Genomic DNA, 21,807 nt, shown 5'->3' with positions numbered 1-21,807 from the left:
TTGCCCTGACCACCAGGGCTTCCTTCAGCACGCCAAAAACAGACTTTCAAGCCTTCAAGGAGCACCCCATGAGCAAGATGCGTACCGTTGATGCAGCGGTGGCCATCCTGGAAAAGGAAGGCGCCATCGAGGCGTTCGGCCTGCCAGGCGCTGCCATCAACCCCTTCTATTCCGCAATGCGCGCCCACGGCGGCATCCGCCACACCCTGGCCCGCCACGTCGAAGGCGCCAGCCACATGGCCGATGGCTTCAGCCGGGCCAAGGACGGCAACATCGGCATCTGCATCGGCACCTCCGGCCCCGCCGGAACCGACATGATCACCGGGCTGTACGCCGCGTGGGCAGATTCCATCCCCATGCTCTGCATCACCGGCCAGGCGCCGGTGGCCAAGCTGCACAAGGAAGACTTCCAGGCCGTGGACATCCAGACAATCGCTGCCCCGGTCACCAAAATGGCCATGACCATCATGGAACCGGGCCAGATTCCGGGCGCCTTCCAGAAGGCCTTCCAGCTTATGCGCTCCGGCCGCCCCGGCCCCGTGCTGCTCGACCTGCCCATCGACGTGCAGCTGGCGGAGATCGAATTCGACATCGACACCTACGAGCCCCTCCCCGTCGAGAAGCCCAAGGCCTCCCGCAAGCAGCTGGAAAAGGCCCTGGACATGCTCCTCGCCGCCAGGCACCCGCTGATCGTGGCCGGCGGCGGCATCATCAACGCCGGCGCCTCCGCACAGCTGGTGGAACTGGCCGAGACCCTGAACGTTCCGGTCATCCCCACCCTGATGGGCTGGGGCACCATCCCGGACGACCACCGGCTCATGGCCGGCATGGTGGGCCTGCAGACCTCCCACCGATACGGCAACGAGAACTACCTGCAGAGCGACTTCGTGATCGGCATCGGCAACCGCTGGGCCAACCGCCACACCGGCGGCCTGGACACCTACACCGCTGGCCGCACGTTCGTGCACATCGACATCGAGCCCACCCAGATCGGCCGGGTGTTCTCACCGGACCTGGGCATCGCGTCCGACGCCGGTGCGGCGCTGGCCGGGCTGGTTGAACTCGCCAAAGAGCGCAAGGCGGCCGGGTCCCTGCCGGACTACGCCGCGTGGGTTGCCGAGTGCGCGGACCGCAAGGCCTCCCTGCACCGCAAGACCCACTTCGACAACATCCCCATCAAGCCGCAGCGCGTGTATGAGGAGATGAACAAGTCCTTCGGCCGCGACACCACCTACGTGTCCACCATCGGCCTGTCCCAGATCGCCGGCGCCCAGATGCTGCACGTGTTCGGCCCGCGCAAGTGGATCAACGCCGGCCAGGCAGGACCCCTGGGCTGGACCGCCCCGGCCGCCCTCGGCGTCGCACGCTCCAACCCGGACCAGACAGTGGTGGCCCTCTCCGGCGACTACGACTTCCAGTTCATGATCGAGGAACTGGCCGTAGGCGCACAGTTCAACCTGCCGTACATCCACGTGGTGGTGAACAACTCCTACCTGGGCCTGATCCGGCAGTCGCAACGCGGGTTCAACATGGAGCAGAACGTGTCCCTGGCGTTCGAGAACATCAACAGCGCGCACCTGTCCGAGGACACCCGCGGCTACGGCGTGGACCACCTGAAGGTGGCCGAAGGCCTGGGCTGCAAGGCCGTCCGCGTTGAAGACCCCAACGATCTTGCCGCGGCGTTCGACAAGGCCAAGGCCCTGATGGGCGAGTTCCAGGTTCCCGTGGTGGTGGAAGTGATCCTGGAAAAGGTCACCAACATCTCCATGGGCGTGGAAATCAACGCCGTGAACGAGTTCGAGGAACTGGCCGAGACCGCTGCCGACGCTCCCACCGCCATCCTGGCACTGCAGGCCTAACCATGCGCATCGTGATCGCCCCGGACAAGTTCAAGGGATCGCTGTCAGCTCCGGAGGTGTGCAGCCACCTGGAAAAGGGCCTGCAGCGTGGGGCCGGCGGCAACCTTGAGGTTGTCCGGATTCCGGTGGCCGACGGCGGCGAGGGCAGCCTCGACGCCGCCGTCGGCTCCGGTTTCACCCGCCGGAACGCCACCGTCACCGGGCCCACGGGCCGGCCGGTCCAGGCCGACTTCGCGGTCCGCGGCCGGGAGGCAGTGATCGAAATGGCCGCAGCTTCCGGGCTCGCACTGCTCCCCGGCGGCCCGAGCCCGGACACCGCCAACGGCGCAACCAGCCTCGGCACCGGCGAACTGATCCGTGCCGCACTGGATCTGGGCTGCCGCCAGATCATCCTCGGCGTGGGCGGCAGTGCGAACACCGACGGCGGCGCCGGCCTCCTACAGGGGCTCGGCGCCAGGTTCCTGGACGCCAACGGCAACGAGCTGCCCGCCGGCGGCGCACCCCTGGCCGGCCTGGACACCATCGACTTCACCGGGTTTGAACCCCGGCTGAAGGACACACGCTTTGTACTGGCGTCCGACGTCGATAATCCCCTGCTGGGCCCCCAGGGTGCCGCGTCGATTTTCGGCCCGCAGAAGGGCGCCACACAACAGGACGTCGGCATGCTCGACGCCGCCCTGGCCAGGTTTGTCGAAGTCCTGGCCAGGGAAATCGGTCACCGCGCCATCAAGGCAGCCGAAGCCCTGGGAGCCGGGGCAGCGGGCGGTGTGGGCTACGCAGCCATCGCCGTGCTGGCCGCGAGCCGCCGCCCGGGTATCGACGTCGTACTTGAATTCACTGGGCTCGCCGACCGGCTGGCCGGCGCAGACCTGGTGATCACCGGCGAAGGCAGCCTCGACGAACAAAGTCTTCTGGGCAAAACACCCATGGGCGTCGCCCGCGCGGCAGCCGCAGCGGGAGTGCCCGTGGTGGCTGTCTGCGGGCACACCACCTTGGCGCGGCAAGAGCTCGCCGCCGCCGGCTTCCGGGAGACCTACGCTTTAACTGAACTCGATAGCAACGTAGAGACCTGTATCGCGGAAGCCGGCCGGCTTCTGGAGCAGGTGGGAACACGGATCGGCGCAGGGCTGGCGGCTACCCCGCGAGCATGGACCGTTCACACACAGGAGGATCTCCATGTCTGAAGAACGCTTTGACCTTGTCATCCGGGGCCAGCGGGTCCTCACCACGGCCGGCATCACGGCCCGTGAAGTGGGGGTCCGCGGCGGGAAGATCGTGGCCATCGAACCCTTCGGCAACGGCCTCGCCGGCGCTGAAGTGATCGAGCTCGCCGACGACGAGACCCTCATCCCCGGCCTGGTGGACACGCACGTCCATGTCAACGAGCCCGGCCGCACCGAGTGGGAGGGTTTCGCCTCTGCTACGCGCGCCGCGGCAGCGGGCGGCGTGACCACCATCATCGACATGCCGCTCAACTCCGTCCCGCCCACCACCACCGTGGAAAACCTCAAGCTCAAGCGCGAGGTGGCCGAGGACCAGGCATTCATTGACGTCGGGTTCTGGGGCGGCGCCATCCCCGGGAACAAGTCGGACCTGCGCCCCCTGCACGACGAGGGCGTGTTCGGCTTCAAGTGCTTCCTGCTGCACTCCGGCGTGGACGAGTTCCCGCACCTGGACGCGGACGAGATGGAAGCGGACATGGCCGAGCTGAAGTCCTTCGACTCGCTCATGATCGTCCATGCGGAGGACTCGCACGCGATCGACCGCGCACCCCACCCCGGCGGCGACCATTACGAAACCTTCCTGGCCTCCCGCCCGCGCGGGGCAGAGAACAAGGCCATCGCTGAGGTCATCGAACGGGCCCGCTGGACCGGTGCCCGCGCGCACATCCTGCACCTTTCGTCGTCGGACGCTTTGCCCATGATTGCCAGTGCAAAGCGCGACGGCGTGAAACTCACCGTGGAGACGTGCCCGCACTACCTGACGCTCATGGCGGAGGAGATCCCGGACGGCGCCACAGCCTACAAGTGCTGCCCGCCCATCCGCGAGGCGTCCAACCGTGAACTGCTGTGGCAGGGCCTGCAGGAGGGCACGATCGACTGCATCGTCTCGGACCACTCCCCGTCCACGCTGGACCTGAAAGACCTGGAAAACGGCGACTTCGCCGTGGCCTGGGGCGGGGTGTCATCGCTCCAGCTGGGCCTGTCACTGATCTGGACGGAAGCGCGGCACCGCGGGATCCCGCTGGAGAAGGTGGTGTCTTGGATGGCAGAAGGGCCTGCAGCACTGGCCCGCCTGCAGAACAAAGGCCAACTGGCGCTCGGTTACGATGCCGATTTCTCCATCTTCGCGCCGGACGAAGCCTTCGTGGTGGACGTGTCCAAGCTCAAGCACAAGAATCCGATCACCCCTTACGACGGCAAGGCGCTCTCCGGAGTTGTCCGCAAAACCTTCCTCCGCGGAAGTGTGGTGGACGGGCTGACCGCCACCGGCAAGCTGATCCGCCGAGGCGGAGTCTAAGGACGCGCCATGGCAGTGGAAGTGCACCATCCAAGGGCGGCGGCCGGTTCCGGGCTTGTCCCGCAAAGGGCTGCTGCCCGAGGCCTGGCCGTATGGCTCGTCCCACAGGAAGGCACCAGCCCGGAAGTACTCGCCCGCGCCGCCCAACTGGTGCTGGAACGCGCCCACCAATCTGCTCCGGAGGCGGAAGTCCACTGGCCCGCCGCCGGAGCGTCCAACACCGCGCCCAAAATCGCGGCCGACGGCGGCACCCGGCTGCCGCCGTCGGCGGGCCCTGTCAGCCGGGTGGCCGTTGACCTTGCCGCCGACCAGATGCTGCTGGACGGCCACCCCGTGCCACTGACCGGCGTGGAGTTCAAGGTGCTCCGATACCTGGTGACACACCTGTCCCGCACTGTGGGCAGGCGGGAACTCCAGCAGTTTCTGGACTCCTTTGAAAACCCGGGTGCTTCGGCCCGGTCCATCGACGTCTATGTTGGCCGGATCCGCCGGAAGCTTGGCAATGCCCGCCATGCAGTGGCCACCGTCCGGGGCGGGGGCTACCAATTCGTGCCCGGACCTGGCAGCACCGTCCGCGGACCAGCCGAGTACTGCATCTAGCCAGTCCCGTACATCCATACACTGACCGCCGGCCACGGCGGTCACCTCACAAGTCAAGGATTCCAACATGACCCAGAAACTCCTCGCCGGAAACCAAGCCCCCGATTTCGCCCTGCTCAACGCCGACGGCCAGAAGGTCTCCCTCGCCGACTACCGCGGGCGAAACGTCATTGTGTATTTTTACCCGGAAGCCGCCACGCCCGGCTGCACCACCGAGGCGTGCGACTTCCGCGACAGCCTCGCCAGCCTGCAGTCTTCCGGCTACGAGGTCCTGGGCATATCTCCGGACTCGCCTGAGAAGTTGGCGGCGTTTACCGGCGACTTTGCCCTCACGTTTCCCTTGCTCTCCGACGAGGACCACACCGTGGCGCTGGCATACGGCGCCTGGGGCGAAAAACTTGTGGACGGCGAAGTGGTCGACGGCCTGGTCCGTTCCACCGTGGCGCTCGACGGCGAAGGCAAAGTCACGCTTGCGCACTACCAGGTCAAGGCCCAGGGCCACGTCGCAGCGCTCAAGGCGGAACTCGGCGTCTGATCCTCCTGCGCCGCCCCGCCTCCTCTGGCGTCGCCGTTCTACGCTGTGCGGAGCCGGCCGAGGCAGTAGTCCTTCGCGAAGTGCCGGACTTTTCGCGGCAGCCGTGGATACATCAGCGCGGACCAGCGGGTGGTGAGGTCGAACAGGCGGCTGTGGCGCTCGCTCCAGGGCAGCCCATACCCGCGCCGGAGGTGGTCGGGCAGAAGGCCGGCGGTGATGAAGCGGATCAGCGGCATGCTCATCCGGAGCCACAGCGGGCCGGTTGGCGGGTAGAGCAGATCGCGGCCTACACGGACAGCAACGCCGTCCAGCTCAAGGGATTGGACGCGTGGATACCAGTACGTCCAGAAGGCTGCCCTGTCGGCCGGCCAAAGACCCGCCGGCAGCTGCAGGGCGGTACCGAGCTTGGCGTAGTCCTGGTACATCAACTCGGCGGGCTCATCATCCAGCGGGCCGTAGATTTTGTCGTAGATAGTCACCGCCGTGTCGTAGAGCGTGGCCACCACCCACAGCTGGGCCTGCGCGTCGAAAGCGCTGTAGCCGTGGGAGCCCGCTCCGGGCTTGCGGCGCACGGGGCCATGCGCTTTGTTCACGCTGCGGCGAACCGCTGCAACCTGGTCCTCGGTGCCGTACCTCACCGCGTAAACGTAGGTGATGGTGGCCCGGAACCGGTCAAACGGCCGGGCAACAAAGTCGCTGTGCTCGGCCACGCCGTGGCCCACCGCGGGATTCGCGATCTGCAGCAAAATGGCGCGCCCGGCCCCTGCGAGCAGAACGCCTTCCGCTCCGATGTCTGCCACGTTGCGCACCATCACCACACGATACCGACAATCCCCGCGGGCGAAAACAGAGGCCAACGTCCCGGTGCGTGGCGGATATCAGAATTCCCCAGAGCCACCGGAACATTGGCGTAGGTGTCAGAGGCCGTGATTCGTGAGTGCTTTCACCACTTGATCGACTGTCGGTGCACCCGCGTAGCCGCCGGTCGTACGGTAAATCCGACACGCGAGATCACTGCTTGGCGCACCGTCGGGAAAGATGTCTGCCCCGTCTGCGGTGATCGTGGGCGAGCCGGCGAATCCGGTCCCGACCGTATCTGCTGGCGATTTGATGAGCCGCGTGTGGACGGTGACGCCTCGTTGCCCCATGGTGGCCAGGGCCGTTTCCACGTGCTCGAGCGCTTTCGCCGTGTTGGGGCAGTCGTCAATGTGGAGCAGTTCTATCCTCATAGGATCAGTTTCCCGTCCGGTCCAGTGCCGGATCCGCAGCCCTCGCAGCAACCGTCACCCTCGCCGTCGGGCCGTGTCCCGGCAAGCGGCACGGTGCAGCAGATGTCGCCTTTCCAAGCGTTGATGCCTTCCCGGACGGCGATCCCGGCGATGACCAGTGCGGCGCCGGCATCTGCCCACCACCAGCCCAGGGTGCTGTTCAGAACGAGGCCGATCAGGAGAACTGCAGAGAGGTACGTGCACAGCAGCGTCTGTTTGGAATCTGCCACCGCTGTCTTGGATCCGAGCTCCCGTCCGGCCCGACGCTGAAGCCAGGACAACACAGGCATGATGGCCAGACTCAGGGCCGCGATGACGATGCCCGGGGTGGAATGCTGTGCCTCGCCGCCTCCGGCCAGCGACCTGACGGAGTCCACGGACACAAAGAGTGCCAAGGCGAAGAAAGAGACCGCGATGATCCGCAGGGTCAGGTGTTCGCGCCGTTCCGGGTCCTTGGCGGAGAACTGCCAGGACAGGGCGACGGCGGAGGTGACTTCGATCACCGAGTCCAGTCCGAAGCCGATGAGCGCGGAGGAGTCCGCCACGTTTCCCGCCCAGAGCGCAGCGACCACCTCGATGATGTTGTAGGTAATCGTCGCGGCCGCGAACAGCCGGATCCGTCGGGCAAGGGTGGCACGGCGGACGGCTGAAGGTGCAGGCTGAATTGTGGTGCTCATACCAGGCACGTCCCGTCCGGGGCGCAGCAGGCCTGGTCAACGGCCAGCACTACACCGAGCAGGTCCGTGATGGCGTGTCCCAACCGGGCATCGGCGAGCTCATACCGGGTCCGCCGGCCGTCCGGGACAGCCACCACCAAGCCGCAGCCCCGAAGGCACGTCAGGTGGTTGGACATGCTCTGCCGCGAGACCCCGAGGGAATCAGCCAGGTCCGAAGGGTAAGCGGCCGCATCCGCCAAGGCCAGCAGAATCCGTGCCCGGGTGGGGTCAGAGACCGCATAGCCGAATCTTGCCAGCACGGGGGCATGCGTGAGCGTTTCCATAAAGCAATAATACATCAGCCGATGTATCCATCCAACGGTGTATTTAACGTGGAGACACCGGCGAAACCAGGGCGCTCATGGGACTGTGCCCCCACCTCAGCGAGCGGACGACGGCGGAACGCGCCGCCGTCGTCCGCTCAGTCCGCAACGGCTTTGGTCGCCCCGGCATAGGACCAGATGGTTCCCGTCATCAGGCCCAGCATGATGATTCCGAGGATGCCGTGGGGCCACTGCCAGCCAACGCCGAACAGGCCGGTGAACCCGTCCACAATCAGGATCACCGCGCCGGCGCCCAGGCCCACAAACGCGGCTCCGAGCATCAGCAGCATGAGTTTGCGTGGCACCCGGCGCCCCACTGCGGTAACGGTCGCCATGACGAGAACTACGCCCAGCAGGCCGGTGGCAACCCCCAACCATTGCGTCGTGGCCACGTCCATTACGTCGCGGGCGTAGCGCTCATGCTCCGCTGCGGAGACCACCGGGCCGCCGGGGAAACCCATCCTGCCCTGCGCGGCAAAGACAGCCTTGCCCGCGGCATACCCGAGGAATACAACTGCCATCGAGTACGCCGGCCACCGTACCTGGCGGCTGGCCCGGCCGACATCGTTCGCGTTTGATCCGGACGCTGCCGGTTCCCCAATACCCATAGCTACCAGTCTTGCCCACCGCGGCCACAGCCGCATCACCCGCAAGGGTGAGGCATTCCCGCCTCAGGGCCGCGGGAGCTGTGCGGCGATTCAGGGCCGCGGAAGCTGTTGCGGCGATGCGACGTATCCCCTGCGCTATCCTTCCCGGGCCGCAGCTGGGACTGCCAGCGGACCGAGTTCGGTCGCGTCCGGCGGATTGGCCCCCGGACGGGAGCAGGTGAGGGCTGCGGCGTGGTTGGCGTAGGCAGCGAGCGCCTGCAGATCCTCCACTGTCAGGGCGTGCAGCCGTGGCCGGCCTGCAGCTCCGAGCGCGGAGAGTTGGTCCAGGCCGGAGATGAGCGCGGCCATGAAGGAGTCCCCCGCCCCTACCGTGTCTGCCACGGCGACTGGTTCGGCTGCCAGCTCCACCCTCTCGTGGCGGGACAGGACGACCGGACCGGCGGCGCCGCGCGTCATGGCCACCACTGCCGGCCCGAGTTCCAGCCACGCCGAAAGGGTTTCCTCGGGCGTCCGGTCCGGGTATAGCCAGGCCAGGTCCTCGTCGCTGGCTTTGACGATGTCGCTGACGGACACGAAGCGCTCCGCCTGCGCGCGTGCCGCCGCCACATCCGGGCTGATCCCGGGCCGGCAATTCGGATCGTAGCTGATGCTCGCGTGCTCCCCCGCTGCTGCCAGGAGGGCGAGAGCGGCCTGGTCTCCGGGTGCAACCGCGGCCGCGACGGAGCCTGTGTGGACATGCTGGGAACGCTGCACGGCTTCAAGGGCTGGAAGGGCTGCCCCGTTGATGTCCCAGCTGATATTGAACGCGTAGGTGGCGGCGCCGTCGGCCCCCAGTGTGGCGGTGGCCGTCGACGTCGGTGCGCTGCCACCCCTGAGCGCCGCGACGCCGTTGGCGCTGAGATGGCCTTCGATCAAATCGCCGTAGGGGTCGTCGGCGTAGTGCGTCACCAGCGTGGTCGCCAGGCCGAGGCGGGCAGCGCCCACCGCCACGTTCAGCGGGCTCCCGCCCGGGTGCGCCTGCGTAGAAGCCCCCTGGGGAAGCCCCTCCCGGCGCGGGTCGCTGATGATGTCCACCAGCGATTCGCCGATGACGGTGATCATGGTCAACGGCCCGGGTAGACGACGGCCTTGAGCTGGCCCGCCTGCTTGCCGGCTTTCAGCGCTTCTTCCGACTCGGCGAGGGTGAACTTGCCGGTCACCAGGATGTCCAGGTCCACTTTTCCGTCGGCGATCAGTTGGATGGCCAGCGGCCAGGTGTTGGTGTAGCGGAAGACGCCCGAGAGCCAAATCTCCCGGTTCTGGATGTAGGAGACGGGCAGTTCGACGTCGTCCGCCCCGAGCCCCACCAGGATCACGCGGCCCGCGGGCCCCACAGCCTTGATCCCGGAACGGACGGCCTGCGGCGCGCCGGACGCGTCGATGAACGCATCGACGTCGAGCCCCTCCACACTGTCCGTTTTCGCGTTTAGGGCGTGCGTTGCCCCGTGCTGGAGGGCGAACGCGAGGCGGTCCTCGGCGATGTCGCTGATGTAGATTTCGGTAGCACCGAAGGCTCGGGCTGCCTGGGCGGCGATGATGCCGATGGGGCCGGCGCCGGCGATCAGGACCCGGCTGCCGGGCTTGATCTCCGCACGTTCGCAAGCCCAGAGGCCCACGGAGAGCGGTTCGATCAGGGCTGCCGCCTCGTCGCTGACGCTGTCCGGGATGTCGTAGGCGAAGTCGCTCTGGATGGTCACATACTCGGCGAAGGCACCGTCAATCGGCGGGGTGGCGTAGAACTCGATGTCCGGGCAGAGGTTGTAGCGCCCGGCTTTGCACTGCCTGCACTTGCGGCAGGGGCGCTGGGGTTCGACGGCGACCCGGTTGCCGATGCGGGCGGGATCAACGGCGCTTCCGACGGCGGCGATCCGCCCGGAGAGTTCGTGGCCGAGGATCAGCGGGTGGTCCACCACGTAAGGGCCGATCCGGCCGTGCTCGTAGTAGTGCACGTCGCTGCCGCAGACGCCGACGGCCGCGACCTGCACCAGGACCTGGTCGGCGTCGAGCTGCGGAACGGGCACGGTTTCCATGGCCATGTCTCCCTGGCTTTTGAGGATGTTGGCGCGCATGGTGGCGGGGATTTCAGGGCTGACGGCGGGGGCATGGGCGGTTGAGGTGGTCATTGGAGTACTCCTTCTATGAATTCGAAAGTGGGGTCCCAGCTATTTCGCTGGGTTTATTTCACCGCGCCGAGGGAGAGACCCTGGACGAGCTTGTCCTGGGCGGCGAAACCGGCGAACAGCACCGGCAGTGAGATAACGACGGCGGCGGCGCAGACTTTCGCCAGGAAGAGGCCCTGGCCGGAGACGAAGCCGGTGAGGAAGACCGGGGCGGTGCCTGCCACCACCCCGGTAAGGACCCGGGCGAGGAGCAGCTCGTTCCAGCTGAAGATGAAGCAGATCAGGGCGGTCGCGGCGATGCCGGGCATCGCAACGGGGGCCACCACTTTGCGAAGCGTCAACAGGAGCCCGGCGCCGTCGATCTGGGCGGCTTCCAGCATTTCCACCGGTACTTCGGCGAGGAAGGACCGCATCATCCAGACGGCGATGGGCAGGTTCATGGACGTGTACATCAGGATCAGGAACCAGATGTTGTCCAGGGCGCCGACGCTCCTGGCGAACAGGTAAAGCGGCAGGATCGCAGCCACTACCGGCATCATTTTGGTGGAGAGGAAGAAGAACATCACGTCGGTCCACTTCTTCACCGGCCGAATGGACAGCGCGTAGGCCGCCGGGATGGCCAGCACCAGGACCAGGACCGTGGACAGAATCGAGGCGGTGGCGGAGTTGATCAGCGACGGCCACGGGCTGACGCCGGACGTTTCCCCGAAGAATTCCCGGTACGCGTCCAGGGTGAGGTTCGCGGCGATGGACGGCGGATTCGTGGCTGCGTCAGTTTCAGAGTGGAAGGACGTCAGGATCATCCACACCACCGGGGAGGCGAACAGCAGGGCGAGAAGCCAGGCCCCGAGACCCGCCGCGGTGTTGTTGCGGGTGGGGTCCATGCGTGCCTTGCCGCGCTTACGGGTGCCGGTGTTTAGGGCGGTACGGCCAGCGGACGTATTGCGGGGTGCGGCCGGGGTGAGCGTGCTCATCGTGCTGCCTCTTTCTTGAAGAGCGAAAAGACGGTGCGGAGGGCGAAGGTGGCCACGATGATGGTGCCGATGACCACCACGACGCCGGCTGCGGAGGCCAGGCCGTATTCGTTGGCGAAGTAGAACGTCTGGTAAATGGCGTAGGGCAGGTTGGCTGTGCCCAGTCCGCCCGCAGTGAGGGTGAAGACGGCGTCGAAGTTCTGCACGATGTAGATCGCTCCAAGGAGGCCCCCCAGCTCCAGGTACTGGCGCAGGTGCGGCAGGGTGAGGTGCCGGAAGATCGCCCAGGGTGTGGCGCCATCCATCTGGGCGGCTTCGACGGTGTCCATGGGACGTGACTGCAGGCCGGCGAGCAGGATGAGCATCATGAAGGGGGTCCACTGCCAGACCAAGGACACGATGACGGCCATCATCGGCGCCTGGGACAGCAGGTCCAGCTGGGGCGCCGTGCCGCTGCCGAAGAGTGACCACACCCAGGTGAGGATGCCGTTGATCAGCCCATAGGTGGGGTTTAGCAGGGCATGCTTCCAGATCAGTGCCGCGGCGACGGGCACCACCAGGAACGGTGCGATCAGCAGGGTCCGGGCCAGTCCGCGGCCAATGAACTTCTTGTCCAGCAGCAGGGCCAGCCCCAGGCCGACGAGCAGGCTGATCAGGACCACGGAGACGGTGAGGAGGATGGTGGTGAAGATCGCCTGCCGCAGATCCGGGTCCATGAGGACCGTGGCGTAGTTCTCGAGGCCGGCGAATGCGGTCTTGTCAGGGCTCAGGCTGTTCCAGTTCAGGAACGAGATGATCAGTGTCACCACGAACGGAAGCTGGGTGACAACAATGAGGAAGATCAGGGCCGGAAGCAGCGGTGCGCGCCGGGCCCAGGCCAGGGCGCGTTCGCGCGACCGGGCGTTTCGTGTTGGTTTGGCTGCGTGGTATCCCGGGCGGGAGATGCGCGCCGTTGCGGTAGTCATGATGTTCTCCTGCGGTTCGGTTGTTGCTACTTGTACTTATTGCCGATTTTTTGGGCGGATTCCTGGCCCTTGGCCAGCGCATCCGCCACGGAGCCCTGGCCTGCAATGGCCGAACTCACACCCTGCGAGACGTTGGTGCCCAGGGCAGCGAACTCGGGAATGCCGACAAACTGGATGCCGACGGCCGGACGAGGCTGCGCGCCGGGGTTTTTCGGGTCGGCGTTCTCAATGGCGAAGCGTTCGGCCTCGAAGAACGGGGCCGCCTTCTGGAATTCGGCATTCTCATAGGTGGAGATGCGCTTGCCGGAGGGAACCTTCGCCCAGCCGAGCTTTGACGCCACGAGGGCCTCATACTCCTTCGAACTTGCCCAGGAGATGAATTTCCCGGCTGCGTCCTGCTTCTTGGAGGCCGCCTGCAGAGCCCAGGACCAGGTCCACAGCCAGCCGGAGGACTTGGTTTCCTTGACCGGCGCCTGGGCATAGCCGATCTTCCCCTTCACGGGTGACGAGTCGGCTTCCAAGGCGCCTGCGGCCGACGTGGCGTCGTACCACATGGCCACTTTGCTCTGGCTGAGGTTGTTCAGGCACTCGGTGAAGCCTGCCTGCGCGGCGCCTGCTTCACCGTGCTCGCGGACCAGTTTGGTGTAGAACTCGACGGCGGCGGTGAATTGCGGGCTGTTGACCTGCGCGTTCCAGTCTTTGTCGAACCAGGTGCCGCCGAAGGTGTTCACCACTGTGGTCAGGGGTGCGAAGACCTGGCCCCAGCCCGGCTGGCCCCGCAGGCAGATGCCCTTCATACCCGGGGCCGCGCCGTCGACCTTCGCGGCGATGTCTGCGACCTCATCCCAGGTGGGCTTCGCCGGCATGCTCAGGCCCTTTGCCTCCAGGATGTCCTTGCGGTACATCAGGAAGGACGATTCGCCGTAAAACGGTTCGCCGTAGAGCTTGCCGTCCGCACCGGTGAGGGAAGCGGTGTAGGCGGGCAGGATATCTTTCTGGTCAAACTTCGCGTCACTGGCCACGTGGTCCAGCGGTGCGAGCCAGCCGTTGGCGGAGTAGAACGGGATCTCGTAGTTGGACAGCGACGCGACGTCGTACTGGCCGGCCTGGCTGGAGAACTCCTGGCTGATCTTCGCGCGGACATCGTTCTCCGGCAGGATGGTGTAGTTGACCCGGATGCCGGTTTCCTTGGTGAAGTTATCAGCGGTGAGCCGCTGAAGGTCCTCCATTTGGGGGTTGTTCACCATCAAGACATTGATGCTGTTCGGGTCGCCTGCGGAGTTTCCGCCGCCGGCGCCCGCACAGGCCGATGCACTCAGGGCGATGCACAAAGCGCCGGCGGCGAGGGTCGCAGCACGCATTTTTGGGCGCATTAAGGACTCCTTTGTTCTTCAAGGGGTGTACAGCCTTCTGGCGTCGACTGCTTTATCGACGTTCTGGGCTGCAGGGGGCCGGTTATCGGAATTTCGATGAGCCGGTGCTGGTCTTCCTCAACTGTAGGGGTGTGGGATAGGGCACAACTAGCGCCGTCGTTGACAATTTCTGATACTTATTTTCTGCCCCCGTCTGGGACTTGCGCGCTAATCTGGGGGAAAGGCACTCAACGAGCTGTCCACATTTCATAGACCCCTAGGCATGGAGAACCAGCATGAGTACGGCAGTTCCCACCGACGGAGCTACGGCTCGCCTGGCCGAAAGGCTGTTGGGGATGCGTGCCAGCAGGGAGGTCATCCCGCCGGACCCTGACCATTCGGTCCGGTGGCACGAGCATGACTACCCCACCGCGGCGGCCCGCTGGAACTACCACCCCGAGTACGAGATCCACTTGATCCGGAAAGGCACCGGCAAGTTCATCGTTGGGGACCACATCGGCACCTTCGAGGCCGGGCATGTTTCCCTGGTGGGCTCCGGGCTGCCCCACGACTGGGTCAGCGACCTTGAGCCCGGCGAGGTCATTGAGGACAGGGACGCGCTCATCCAGTTCGATGGAAAGTGGGTGGAGCAGACTGCTGAGCTTGTTCCGGAGCTGGCCGAGGTCAAGCCCCTGTTGGAGCAGTCGGCGCGCGGGATCGAGTTCCTGGGACGGACTGCCGAGGCCGCGGCGGCTGCCATCGAAGCCATGGGAGTTTCCACCGGGCTGGCGAGGCTGCATCATCTCCTGGAGCTGTTCGCCGTGCTTTCGCGTGCGCCCGAAGAGGAGCGGCGCTACCTGGCGGAAGAATGGTTCAGGCCCCAGCTGGACGGCCAGGCTGCCGCCGTAGTGGATATCGTCCTCGAGTATGTCTTCAGCAACCATGCAGGCAGCGTGAAAATGTCCGAGGCGGCCGCCCTGGTGGGCATGCCCGAACCGACATTTTCGAAATACTTCAAACGCGCCACCGGGCAGAATTTCAGCGACCTGGTCCGTAAGCTTCGGCTCGCCCACGCCCGGCGCCTACTGGAGCACAGCGACAAAGCCATCTCCGACGTTTGCTACGAAGTCGGGTTTTCCAACCTGTCCAACTTCAACAGGCACTTCCTGAACGACGCCGGCGAAACGCCCCGGCAGTACCGGCAACGGACGCAGGGCTGAGCTGAGCGTCGCCGGACTCTCGCGGGCAGTGCAGGTGAGACAGACGACGGCGGGACCTCCCGCCGTCGTCCGTTGCAGTTGCAGTTATACCGCGCCGACGCCCAGCTCCCGGTTGACGGCGGGCATGATTTCGGTGGCGAGGAGCTCGATGGAGCGGGCGGTTTCCGCGAATGGCAGGCCGCCCAGGCCGATCTGCGCCATGTAGCGGGTGTTACCGAGCGTCTGCTGGATGACCAGGAGCTTCTCGATGATCTGCTGCGGGCTTCCCACCAGCAGTCCGCCGCCCGGATCGCTCCAGTCGTCGAACGTGGAGCGGGGGAAATGGTCCACGTTGCGCGGCATGTTCTGCTCGAAGTAGGCCTTGTAATGCGGGTAGAAGGTGTCGCGCGCCTGCTGGGACGTGGCCGCGGCATAGAAGTGACCGCCCACCCCGACCGGCAGGACGGCGGCATCGTGGCCCGCTTCGTCGGCACTCTGGCGGTACAGCTCGGCCAGGCGGCGGAAGCGCTCGGGGCCGGAGAGCAGGGCGATGAAGAGCGGGAGTCCAAGCCTGCCGGCCCGGGCGAAGCTGGCCGGCGTTCCGCCCACACCGACCCAGACGGGGAGCTTCTCCTGCAGGGGCCGGGGTGCAATGTCCATGCCGGGAATGCTTTGGGTGAGGCTGCCCTTCCAGTTCAGCACAGCGTTGTCGCGGAGTTCGAGGAGCATGCGCAGCTTCTCGTCGAACAGGCCGTCGTAGTCGGCGGTATCGTGGCCGAACAGCGGGTAGGACTCGATGAACGCGCCGCGGCCGGCAATGATCTCGGCCCGGCCGTCGGAGATGAGGTCCAAGGTGGCGAACTGTTCGAAGAGCCGCACGGGGTCCTGCGTGGACAGTACGGTCACGGCCGTGCTGAGCCGAAGGTTGGTGGTTTCCCGGGCGATGGCCGCAAGCACGATTTCCGGCGCCGAGAGGGCGAAGTCGTGGCGGTGGTGCTCGCCCAGGCCCATGAAGCCGAGGCCTGCCTGGTCCGCCAGTTTCGCGAGCTCGATAATCTCCTTCAGCCGCTGATGCGGTGATAGGGCGCTGCCAGTATCGCTGCGGGTTAGTTCGCCGAAAGTAAAGATGCCAAAGTCCATAATTGCTTGAACATTCAACTTTGCGGATTCATTCCCGAGGAAAGCGGACGACGGCGGGAGGCGCCGCCGTCGTCCGCTCCACCGCAGCGGTTAGCTGCTGAAGGGCACCTTTTCCCAGGTCAGGATGTCGCCGCCCTTTGAGCTGTTCGCCGCGACATGGAATTTGACGTAGTTGGTGGCGTTGGCCGATCCGTCCACGGTGATGCGCTGCAGCTGGTCGGCGGCGGCGTCCTGGCCGTAGACGGCCAGCCACGGTGAGCCGGCGGCGAGCGGCTGGTTATCGGCGTAGACGTGGCTGTCACCGTTGATGAGGTAAACGGGGCCGTCGAAGCGGTTGGTCTCGTCGATGATGGTCTGGACAATTCCGCGGAAGCCGGAGACTGTTTCGGGGTTGGCCCGGGCTGCGTCGAGCAGTGCCGGATCGAACATGTCAGCCTGGGTCATCAGGACCACCGCGCGGTCGTTGCGGCGCGTGGCGTCGCTGAAGGTGGCACGGATCTGCTCCAGGTCGGCCGCCGTCCGGTGCTCCACTTCGGCAAGCTGCTCAGGCGTGGCAGCCGTCTCGCCCAGGCCCGTCCACGGCTGGAGGGAGTTGTTGCTGCCCTCGACGTCCACCACGGAGAATGCCACGCGGTTCTGGGTGAAGCGGACGTTTTCAGGCAGGCCGAGGCCTGCCTGGGACTTCACCGGCATGGTCTCGCCGAGGGTCTTGCCTGGTTCGTTGAAGAAGATCTCGCGGAGCTTGTCCAGCCGCTCCAGCGGGTTGTATGCGCCGTTGTTGGTGCGGTGGCAGTCCACCCATTCGTTGTCTCCGGGGGTGTAGACCAGCGGGTGCTCGAAGGTATCGAATTCGGTGCGGATGTGCTGGAAGTACTCGTCCGAACAGACGGATGACCCGTTCTTGATGTCCCCCACGTGGGTGACGAACTTCAGGTCCGCGTCGGCGTTGATGTCCTTGATGTGTGCAGGGAACTTCGCGATTTCGGCGGCACCGTAAGGAATGTCGCCGATGACGCCGAAGCTGAACGCCTGATCAGCCGCGGGGACCTGGTCATTCGAGGGGGCCTGCTTATCCGAGACGACACTGACAGCGGGAACGCTGGCGGCGGAAGGAACAGCGGGCGCGGCGGCGAGTCCGGTCGCAGACATGAGTGCCACAAAGGCGGTGACGGCGCTTCTTACGAACACAGGGGTACTCCTCGGTCCAGTCAATGGCTGCTCAGGTGACCCGGGAACCCCCTGGTGTGCGCTGAGCGTGTGCCTTAAAAGGCTTCATGCTGCAGACAAACGTCCCGGGACCAGACGGTTTCGGGACCATGAACAGAAGCTGTCCTGGTGGCAGGCGGCCGGCGGAAGCCACCTGTAGCAAGCCGACGACGGCGGGAGGCGCCGGCGCCGTCCGCAACATCGCCGGGCATTATGCTGATCTGACCATCAATGGAGATGGACACTGCGGCACAAGGGGGAAATATTGGGATCGGATTCTGGTGACGAGGGCCTACCGCGGATCCGCCGTTCGCCCAGCGGGCGCGTTCCCCTGTGGGCGATTGACGAGGCACTCGGCAAGTTACAGCCTTCTGATCCTTGGCGGGCTTCCCCGGTTTCGGAGACCACAGCCAAAAGGACCGCACACCGAAAGAAGATTCGCGGACGACGGTGGAGGAAGCGGTTCGCCACCGTTCTGGGCATCGCTTTGGTAGTGGGTCTCTACTTCACGCCGGCACTTTTCGATCGGTACGTGCTACCCGCCGCGTTGCCGTACCTGCCGGGCGCCAAGGTTCCGCCACCTGGTTTTGAGGCGGCGTCCGCCCCGCTCGGTCTCCCGCCGGCTTCCAGCGGGTCGACCGCCTACGTCCTGCAAAAGTCGCCGGACCCCGGCCAGCCTTTTGTTGCCTACGACCCATGCCGCCCCGTGCACTACGTGGTCCGCCCTGACAATGCGCCGAAAGGAACCGAGCGGCTGATCGAACAGGCCGTGTCCATAGTTTCCGCCGCCTCCGGGCTGCAGTTTGTGTACGACGGGACCACTGCCGAAGCGCCGTCCAAAACGCGCGAAACGTTCCAGCCTGACCGCTACGGCAAGCAATGGGCCCCGGTGCTCATTGCATGGTCCACGCCCGAGGAATCGCCCGACCTGGCCGGGAAAGTCGCTGGAACCGGGGGCAGCTCGTACGCACATATCCCGGGAGAACCCTACGTTTTTGTCGCGGGCCAGGTAACGCTTGACGCACCGGGACTGACAGAAATCCTCGCCCGCGCCGACGGCTCCCTGCTGGTCCGCGCCATCATCATGCACGAACTCGCGCACGTGCTGGGGCTGGACCACGTCGATGACCCGACGCAACTGATGTATGAAGAGAACAGCGGGCAGTTCGATTTTGCCGCCGGCGACCGGGCTGGGCTCGCCCTGCTGGGAACGGGCGCGTGCGTGCCGCGGCTATAGCGCACGGTGGACCACGAGGCGCATGACGGCGAGAAGCCCTTCTCCGAGGCAGCGTCCAGGTACGCAATTGCTCGGGTGGGCAGGGCTTAGGCACGCAGCCGTCAGGTAGGCAATCGTCAGGTAGGCAATCGTCAGGCGAGGGAATGGAGGAACCTTTCCAGGCCTTCTTCTCCCAACGACAGCCCAACATGGACGAACTCCGGGTGACTGCCGAACCGACTACCCTTGGATTTTTCGTGCCCTGCTGATTGATTTTCCCGCCGTTCCGGCTGATTTCTCTGCCGGTCCGGCTGATTTCCCTGCCGTTCCGGTTGATTTCCCTGCCGTTCCGGTTGATTTCCCTGCTGTCTCGCCAAGGCGGGCCAGTGTGGTGGTTCCCAGTCCTGGTGTTCGCTTTGGTATCTTCGCCCTGAGGGTGAGATCCAGCCGGGTGGTTCGGTTTTGGTGGCTGGGGTGGGTTGCCAGGCACTGGTATGTCGCAGGCGGTGGTGTTTGGGGCAGGGCTGTCCGAGGTTCGAGACTCCGGTGGTGCCGCCCTTGGCCCAGGCGAGGATATGGTCGGCCTCGTTGTCCAGGGACTGGTTGGAGCAGCCCGGGAAGGGACACTTACCGTCCCGCAGCCGCAACCACTGCCGCATGGCCTTGGTGAGCCGGTAACTGGACCGCCCGATCTCCAGCGGAGCCCCGTCCCGCGGGTCAACCAGGACCCGGTAGAACGAATCTGCCCCGTTCGCCACGAGGTCACGGGCCATCGACGCCGGGATGGGCCCGTAACCGTCCAGCATTGCCGGCTCCTCGGTGGCGCCGAGCAGCGAGAACACCGGCACCGTCACGAGGACCTGGGCCCGCGGCGGCGGAACCTGCCCGGGATCGTATCCTTCCGGGCTCATGTTCTCGCCGTCGTCAGTGCTGAGTCCGGGGGTTCCGAGTCCGGGGGTTCCGAGTTCGTGAGCTCCGAGTTCGTGGGCTCCGCCGGTCAGGAGGGCGGCGGCCAATGCGTCCGCGCGGAGCTGGGTGAGGGTGCGGTTCTCGTCCGAGCCTTGCAAACCTCGAGCGATCGCGGTGGTGCGGTTCCAGATTGCGACCGCCTGGTCCGCGGGCAGATAGGCCGAGAGCCAGGCCATCCCGTCCTGGTCCGGGGTGTACTCGACCCGCCGGTCAAGGACCCCTTTGGCGTGGCGCTTCTCGATGCTCTCCGCGTGGTGGCGTTCGCGCCACGTGCGGGCCTTGTGCCGGAACCGCGACGCCGGCATCTCCCCGGCTGGACAACCACCGGCAGGGTCCGGCGCGTCCGGGTCCAGGAAGTGGGCCTCCAGCGCGGCGGCCCCGGCCCGGTCAAGGGTGGCGGCTTCGTCCGCCATGACCCGGGCATGCTGCCAGGAGATCGTACCGGACCCCAGGGCGGCCAGAGTCAACGGCAGTGTGCTGGTCAGGGCGTGGGAAACCCCCAGGAACGCACCGGCTGCCCGGTCACCGATCGTCAGGGCACACGCAACCTCCGCGGTTACTGCCATCTCCTGGGCCTGGACCGAAGCATCCGGAGGAGCCACCGCGCGGGCAACATCCGCGTACTTCATCGCAGCCCGGGCCTTCAGCCCCGCTACCTTCGCCTCCACCCCAGCGGTTCCGGAGAGGATTTCCAAACACATATCGCCCACACCACGCAACGGATCAGCCTCCGACGAAACTTCCGAACCCGACCCGGCAGCCCCATCCACTTCGGCATTGAGCACAGCAAGAGCGGCATCGATGTCCGCAAATGCCTTCGCCGCTGCTGCTTTCCCCATGCACCCATCATCGACGGAGGGTCTGACATTTAAGCGAAACCGCGAGTCGTACCGCCTCACGACGCCGGGACCTCCCGCCGTCGTCCATCTCCGGCACGTGCCGCACGCCTGCTGTGCGGCTAGCGTGGAAGCATGACGGAAAGCTATCGGTACGACGTCGAGATCCTGCATCTGCTGGTGTCCCCCGCGCACGCCTACTTCGGCCGCGCACGCGAGGGCGCGGCCGATGTCGCCACCGCGGATGCGGAAACTGTTGAGCTGGTGGCTGGCAAGGGGATCGTCGGTGACCGGTTTTTCGGGAAGGCAGCGCACATGGATGCCGCCGTCACGCTGATTTCCATCGAGGCTCTCGAAGCGATGGCGGCGGAACTTGTTGCTGCACCCTTCGATCCACTGCTGACCCGCCGCAATGTCGTTCTTCGCGGCGCCCACCTCGCCCCCTTGATCGGTGGCGACTTCGCGCTTGAATCGCGCGGGCAAGTGGTGCGGTTCAAGGCCGGCCGGCCCGCGAACCCCTGCGCGTGGATGGACCAGATGCTCGCCCCAGGCGCCCACAAGGCGATGCGGGGACGCGGTGGCGTGCGCTGCCAGCCGCTCTCCGACGGCATGCTGCACCGCGGCCCGGCAGTGCTGGTCAGTCCGGTGCCGCTGGAGCCCGAAAGGGCTGGCGAGGCCTCGATGCTAAGGGCGTCAAGGCTGCCTTAGGACGTCCGCAGCGCTGGAGATCCCGCTTCGGGAAGTTTTCCGGGACGGAAATCGGACGACGACGGGAGGTCCCGCCGTCGTCCGATGCCGTACTGCCGATCCCCTTACTTATTAATCCATTGACGGGGCACTGCTGAACTTGAATGGGGTTCAGCGGAGGTGGGGTTCTGCAGACTGTCAACGAACCTGGTGAGTTCCATGCGGAGTTTTCGCCATCCCAGAGAGTCCGCGGGAAAGGCGTTGGCCTGGGCATCACGGGCGGACTGCAGCAGGGTCCGGCCAGCGTCAGTGAGCCCAATAATGAATTGGCGCCGGTCCCGCGGATGGCGTGTCCTGGTGACCAACCCCGCACTGTAAAGCCGCTCCAGGACCCTGCCGATGGTCTGGCTTCTGACGTGGATAGCGGCGGCCAACTGTTCCTGGTTGAGGGGGCCGTTAGCGAGCCCGCCCATGGCAATGGCCGCGGCGCGGGTCAGTCCCAAAGGTGCCAGGGCCTCATCTTGGCGGCGCTGCAACAACCTCGCTGCCTGAACGAGGAGCCGGTATCCCTCCCGGACATCACTCTCTGAATTGCCATTCATCTGAACCGTCCTTGCCTCTGACGCTCACACGACGCAGTGACGTCGATGCTGTCTTTGCCTACGACGGCGGTGG

The 21,807-nt window shown here is 65.8% G+C and carries 22 protein-coding genes; 8 read left to right on the top strand and 14 right to left on the bottom strand.

Translation table 11 applies throughout. The features are described from left to right. The first annotated feature begins 68 nt into the window (after positions 1 to 68). The 5 genes from gcl (at position 69) to bcp (ending at position 5,514) form a co-directional block, all read left to right on the top strand. The gene (gene gcl / locus AB4Y73_RS18740) at positions 69 to 1,859 is read left to right on the top strand and encodes a glyoxylate carboligase (RefSeq protein WP_441873873.1); all 1,791 of its coding nucleotides are present in this window, start codon (positions 69 to 71) and stop codon (positions 1,857 to 1,859) included. Positions 1,860 to 1,861: 2 nt separating this feature from the next. Then, the gene (locus AB4Y73_RS18735; RefSeq protein WP_441873871.1) at positions 1,862 to 3,043 is read left to right on the top strand and encodes a glycerate kinase; all 1,182 of its coding nucleotides are present in this window, start codon (positions 1,862 to 1,864) and stop codon (positions 3,041 to 3,043) included. Beyond that, on the top strand, positions 3,036 to 4,379 hold the full coding sequence (gene allB / locus AB4Y73_RS18730) for an allantoinase AllB (RefSeq protein WP_441873869.1): 1,344 nt from the start codon (positions 3,036 to 3,038) through the stop codon (positions 4,377 to 4,379). Before AB4Y73_RS18735 ends, allB begins: the two co-directional genes overlap by 8 nt. Positions 4,380 to 4,388: 9 nt before the next feature. Beyond that, a complete protein-coding gene (locus tag AB4Y73_RS18725) occupies positions 4,389 to 4,979 on the top strand; it encodes a winged helix-turn-helix domain-containing protein (RefSeq protein ID WP_441873867.1) in 591 nt (196 codons plus the stop codon). A 67-nt stretch (positions 4,980 to 5,046) separates the two neighbouring features. Continuing rightward, a complete protein-coding gene (gene bcp, locus AB4Y73_RS18720; RefSeq protein WP_441873865.1) occupies positions 5,047 to 5,514 on the top strand; it encodes a thioredoxin-dependent thiol peroxidase in 468 nt (155 codons plus the stop codon). A 38-nt stretch (positions 5,515 to 5,552) separates the two neighbouring features. Here the strand turns inward: bcp and AB4Y73_RS18715 are convergent, their stop codons facing one another. The 10 genes from AB4Y73_RS18715 to AB4Y73_RS18670 all read right to left on the bottom strand — a co-directional run bounded on the left by AB4Y73_RS18715 (position 5,553) and on the right by AB4Y73_RS18670 (position 13,900). Next, positions 5,553 to 6,326, bottom strand: a complete 774-nt coding sequence (locus tag AB4Y73_RS18715) for an oxygenase MpaB family protein (protein ID WP_441873863.1) — start codon at positions 6,324 to 6,326, stop codon at positions 5,553 to 5,555. A 105-nt stretch (positions 6,327 to 6,431) separates the two neighbouring features. Beyond that, complete coding sequence (locus tag AB4Y73_RS18710) at positions 6,432 to 6,743, bottom strand: thioredoxin family protein (protein ID WP_441873861.1); 312 nt, start codon at positions 6,741 to 6,743, stop codon at positions 6,432 to 6,434. Then, positions 6,740 to 7,459 carry a cation diffusion facilitator family transporter gene (locus AB4Y73_RS18705; protein WP_441873859.1) on the bottom strand — a complete coding sequence of 240 codons (720 nt, stop codon included), beginning with the start codon at positions 7,457 to 7,459 and terminating at the stop codon, positions 6,740 to 6,742. Before AB4Y73_RS18705 ends, AB4Y73_RS18710 begins: the two co-directional genes overlap by 4 nt. Beyond that, positions 7,456 to 7,782, bottom strand: coding sequence for an ArsR/SmtB family transcription factor (locus AB4Y73_RS18700; protein ID WP_441873857.1), 327 nt, complete (start codon positions 7,780 to 7,782; stop codon positions 7,456 to 7,458). Before AB4Y73_RS18700 ends, AB4Y73_RS18705 begins: the two co-directional genes overlap by 4 nt. A 137-nt stretch (positions 7,783 to 7,919) precedes the next feature. Beyond that, on the bottom strand, positions 7,920 to 8,429 hold the full coding sequence (locus AB4Y73_RS18695) for a hypothetical protein (protein ID WP_441873855.1): 510 nt from the start codon (positions 8,427 to 8,429) through the stop codon (positions 7,920 to 7,922). 135 nt (positions 8,430 to 8,564) lie between these two features. After that, entirely contained in the window at positions 8,565 to 9,530 is a 966-nt protein-coding gene (locus tag AB4Y73_RS18690) for a PfkB family carbohydrate kinase (protein WP_441873853.1), read from the bottom strand. Between the two features lie 2 nt (positions 9,531 to 9,532). Next, the gene (locus AB4Y73_RS18685; RefSeq protein ID WP_441873851.1) at positions 9,533 to 10,591 is read right to left on the bottom strand and encodes an NAD(P)-dependent alcohol dehydrogenase; all 1,059 of its coding nucleotides are present in this window, start codon (positions 10,589 to 10,591) and stop codon (positions 9,533 to 9,535) included. A gap of 53 nt (positions 10,592 to 10,644) precedes the next feature. After that, on the bottom strand, positions 10,645 to 11,562 hold the full coding sequence (locus AB4Y73_RS18680) for a carbohydrate ABC transporter permease (RefSeq protein WP_441873849.1): 918 nt from the start codon (positions 11,560 to 11,562) through the stop codon (positions 10,645 to 10,647). Then, positions 11,559 to 12,527, bottom strand: a complete 969-nt coding sequence (locus AB4Y73_RS18675) for a carbohydrate ABC transporter permease (RefSeq protein WP_441873847.1) — start codon at positions 12,525 to 12,527, stop codon at positions 11,559 to 11,561. Before AB4Y73_RS18675 ends, AB4Y73_RS18680 begins: the two co-directional genes overlap by 4 nt. A gap of 26 nt (positions 12,528 to 12,553) precedes the next feature. Then, positions 12,554 to 13,900, bottom strand: coding sequence for an ABC transporter substrate-binding protein (locus tag AB4Y73_RS18670; RefSeq protein ID WP_441873845.1), 1,347 nt, complete (start codon positions 13,898 to 13,900; stop codon positions 12,554 to 12,556). 275 nt (positions 13,901 to 14,175) lie between these two features. Between AB4Y73_RS18670 and AB4Y73_RS18665 the strand changes: the two genes are divergently transcribed. Further along, on the top strand, positions 14,176 to 15,099 hold the full coding sequence (locus AB4Y73_RS18665; RefSeq protein WP_441873843.1) for an AraC family transcriptional regulator: 924 nt from the start codon (positions 14,176 to 14,178) through the stop codon (positions 15,097 to 15,099). Positions 15,100 to 15,183: 84 nt separating this feature from the next. On the opposite strand, the gene AB4Y73_RS18660 is transcribed toward AB4Y73_RS18665, so the two are convergent. Both AB4Y73_RS18660 and AB4Y73_RS18655 read right to left on the bottom strand, forming a co-directional pair. Next, on the bottom strand, positions 15,184 to 16,218 hold the full coding sequence (locus tag AB4Y73_RS18660; protein WP_441873841.1) for an LLM class flavin-dependent oxidoreductase: 1,035 nt from the start codon (positions 16,216 to 16,218) through the stop codon (positions 15,184 to 15,186). A 90-nt stretch (positions 16,219 to 16,308) separates the two neighbouring features. Then, on the bottom strand, positions 16,309 to 17,406 hold the full coding sequence (locus AB4Y73_RS18655; RefSeq protein WP_441873839.1) for a hypothetical protein: 1,098 nt from the start codon (positions 17,404 to 17,406) through the stop codon (positions 16,309 to 16,311). Between the two features lie 283 nt (positions 17,407 to 17,689). Between AB4Y73_RS18655 and AB4Y73_RS18650 the strand changes: the two genes are divergently transcribed. Continuing rightward, entirely contained in the window at positions 17,690 to 18,661 is a 972-nt protein-coding gene (locus AB4Y73_RS18650) for a matrixin family metalloprotease (protein WP_441873837.1), read from the top strand. Between the two features lie 131 nt (positions 18,662 to 18,792). Here AB4Y73_RS18650 and AB4Y73_RS18645 read toward each other — a convergent pair whose 3' ends face one another. After that, entirely contained in the window at positions 18,793 to 20,448 is a 1,656-nt protein-coding gene (locus AB4Y73_RS18645) for a DUF222 domain-containing protein (RefSeq protein ID WP_441873835.1), read from the bottom strand. Positions 20,449 to 20,580: 132 nt separating this feature from the next. Between AB4Y73_RS18645 and AB4Y73_RS18640 the strand changes: the two genes are divergently transcribed. Beyond that, a complete protein-coding gene (locus AB4Y73_RS18640) occupies positions 20,581 to 21,153 on the top strand; it encodes an MOSC domain-containing protein (RefSeq protein WP_441873833.1) in 573 nt (190 codons plus the stop codon). Between the two features lie 104 nt (positions 21,154 to 21,257). On the opposite strand, the gene AB4Y73_RS18635 is transcribed toward AB4Y73_RS18640, so the two are convergent. Further along, positions 21,258 to 21,734: a MarR family winged helix-turn-helix transcriptional regulator gene (locus AB4Y73_RS18635; protein WP_441873831.1), complete on the bottom strand. Its 477-nt coding sequence runs from the start codon at positions 21,732 to 21,734 to the stop codon at positions 21,258 to 21,260. Positions 21,735 to 21,807 lie beyond the last annotated feature (73 nt).

The organism is Pseudarthrobacter sp. TAF60_1 (assembly GCF_052113505.1).
Lineage (GTDB): Bacteria > Actinomycetota > Actinomycetes > Actinomycetales > Micrococcaceae > Arthrobacter.
Note: the sequence above shows the minus strand (reverse complement) of the source record. Positions and strands in the feature narration are given on the sequence as shown.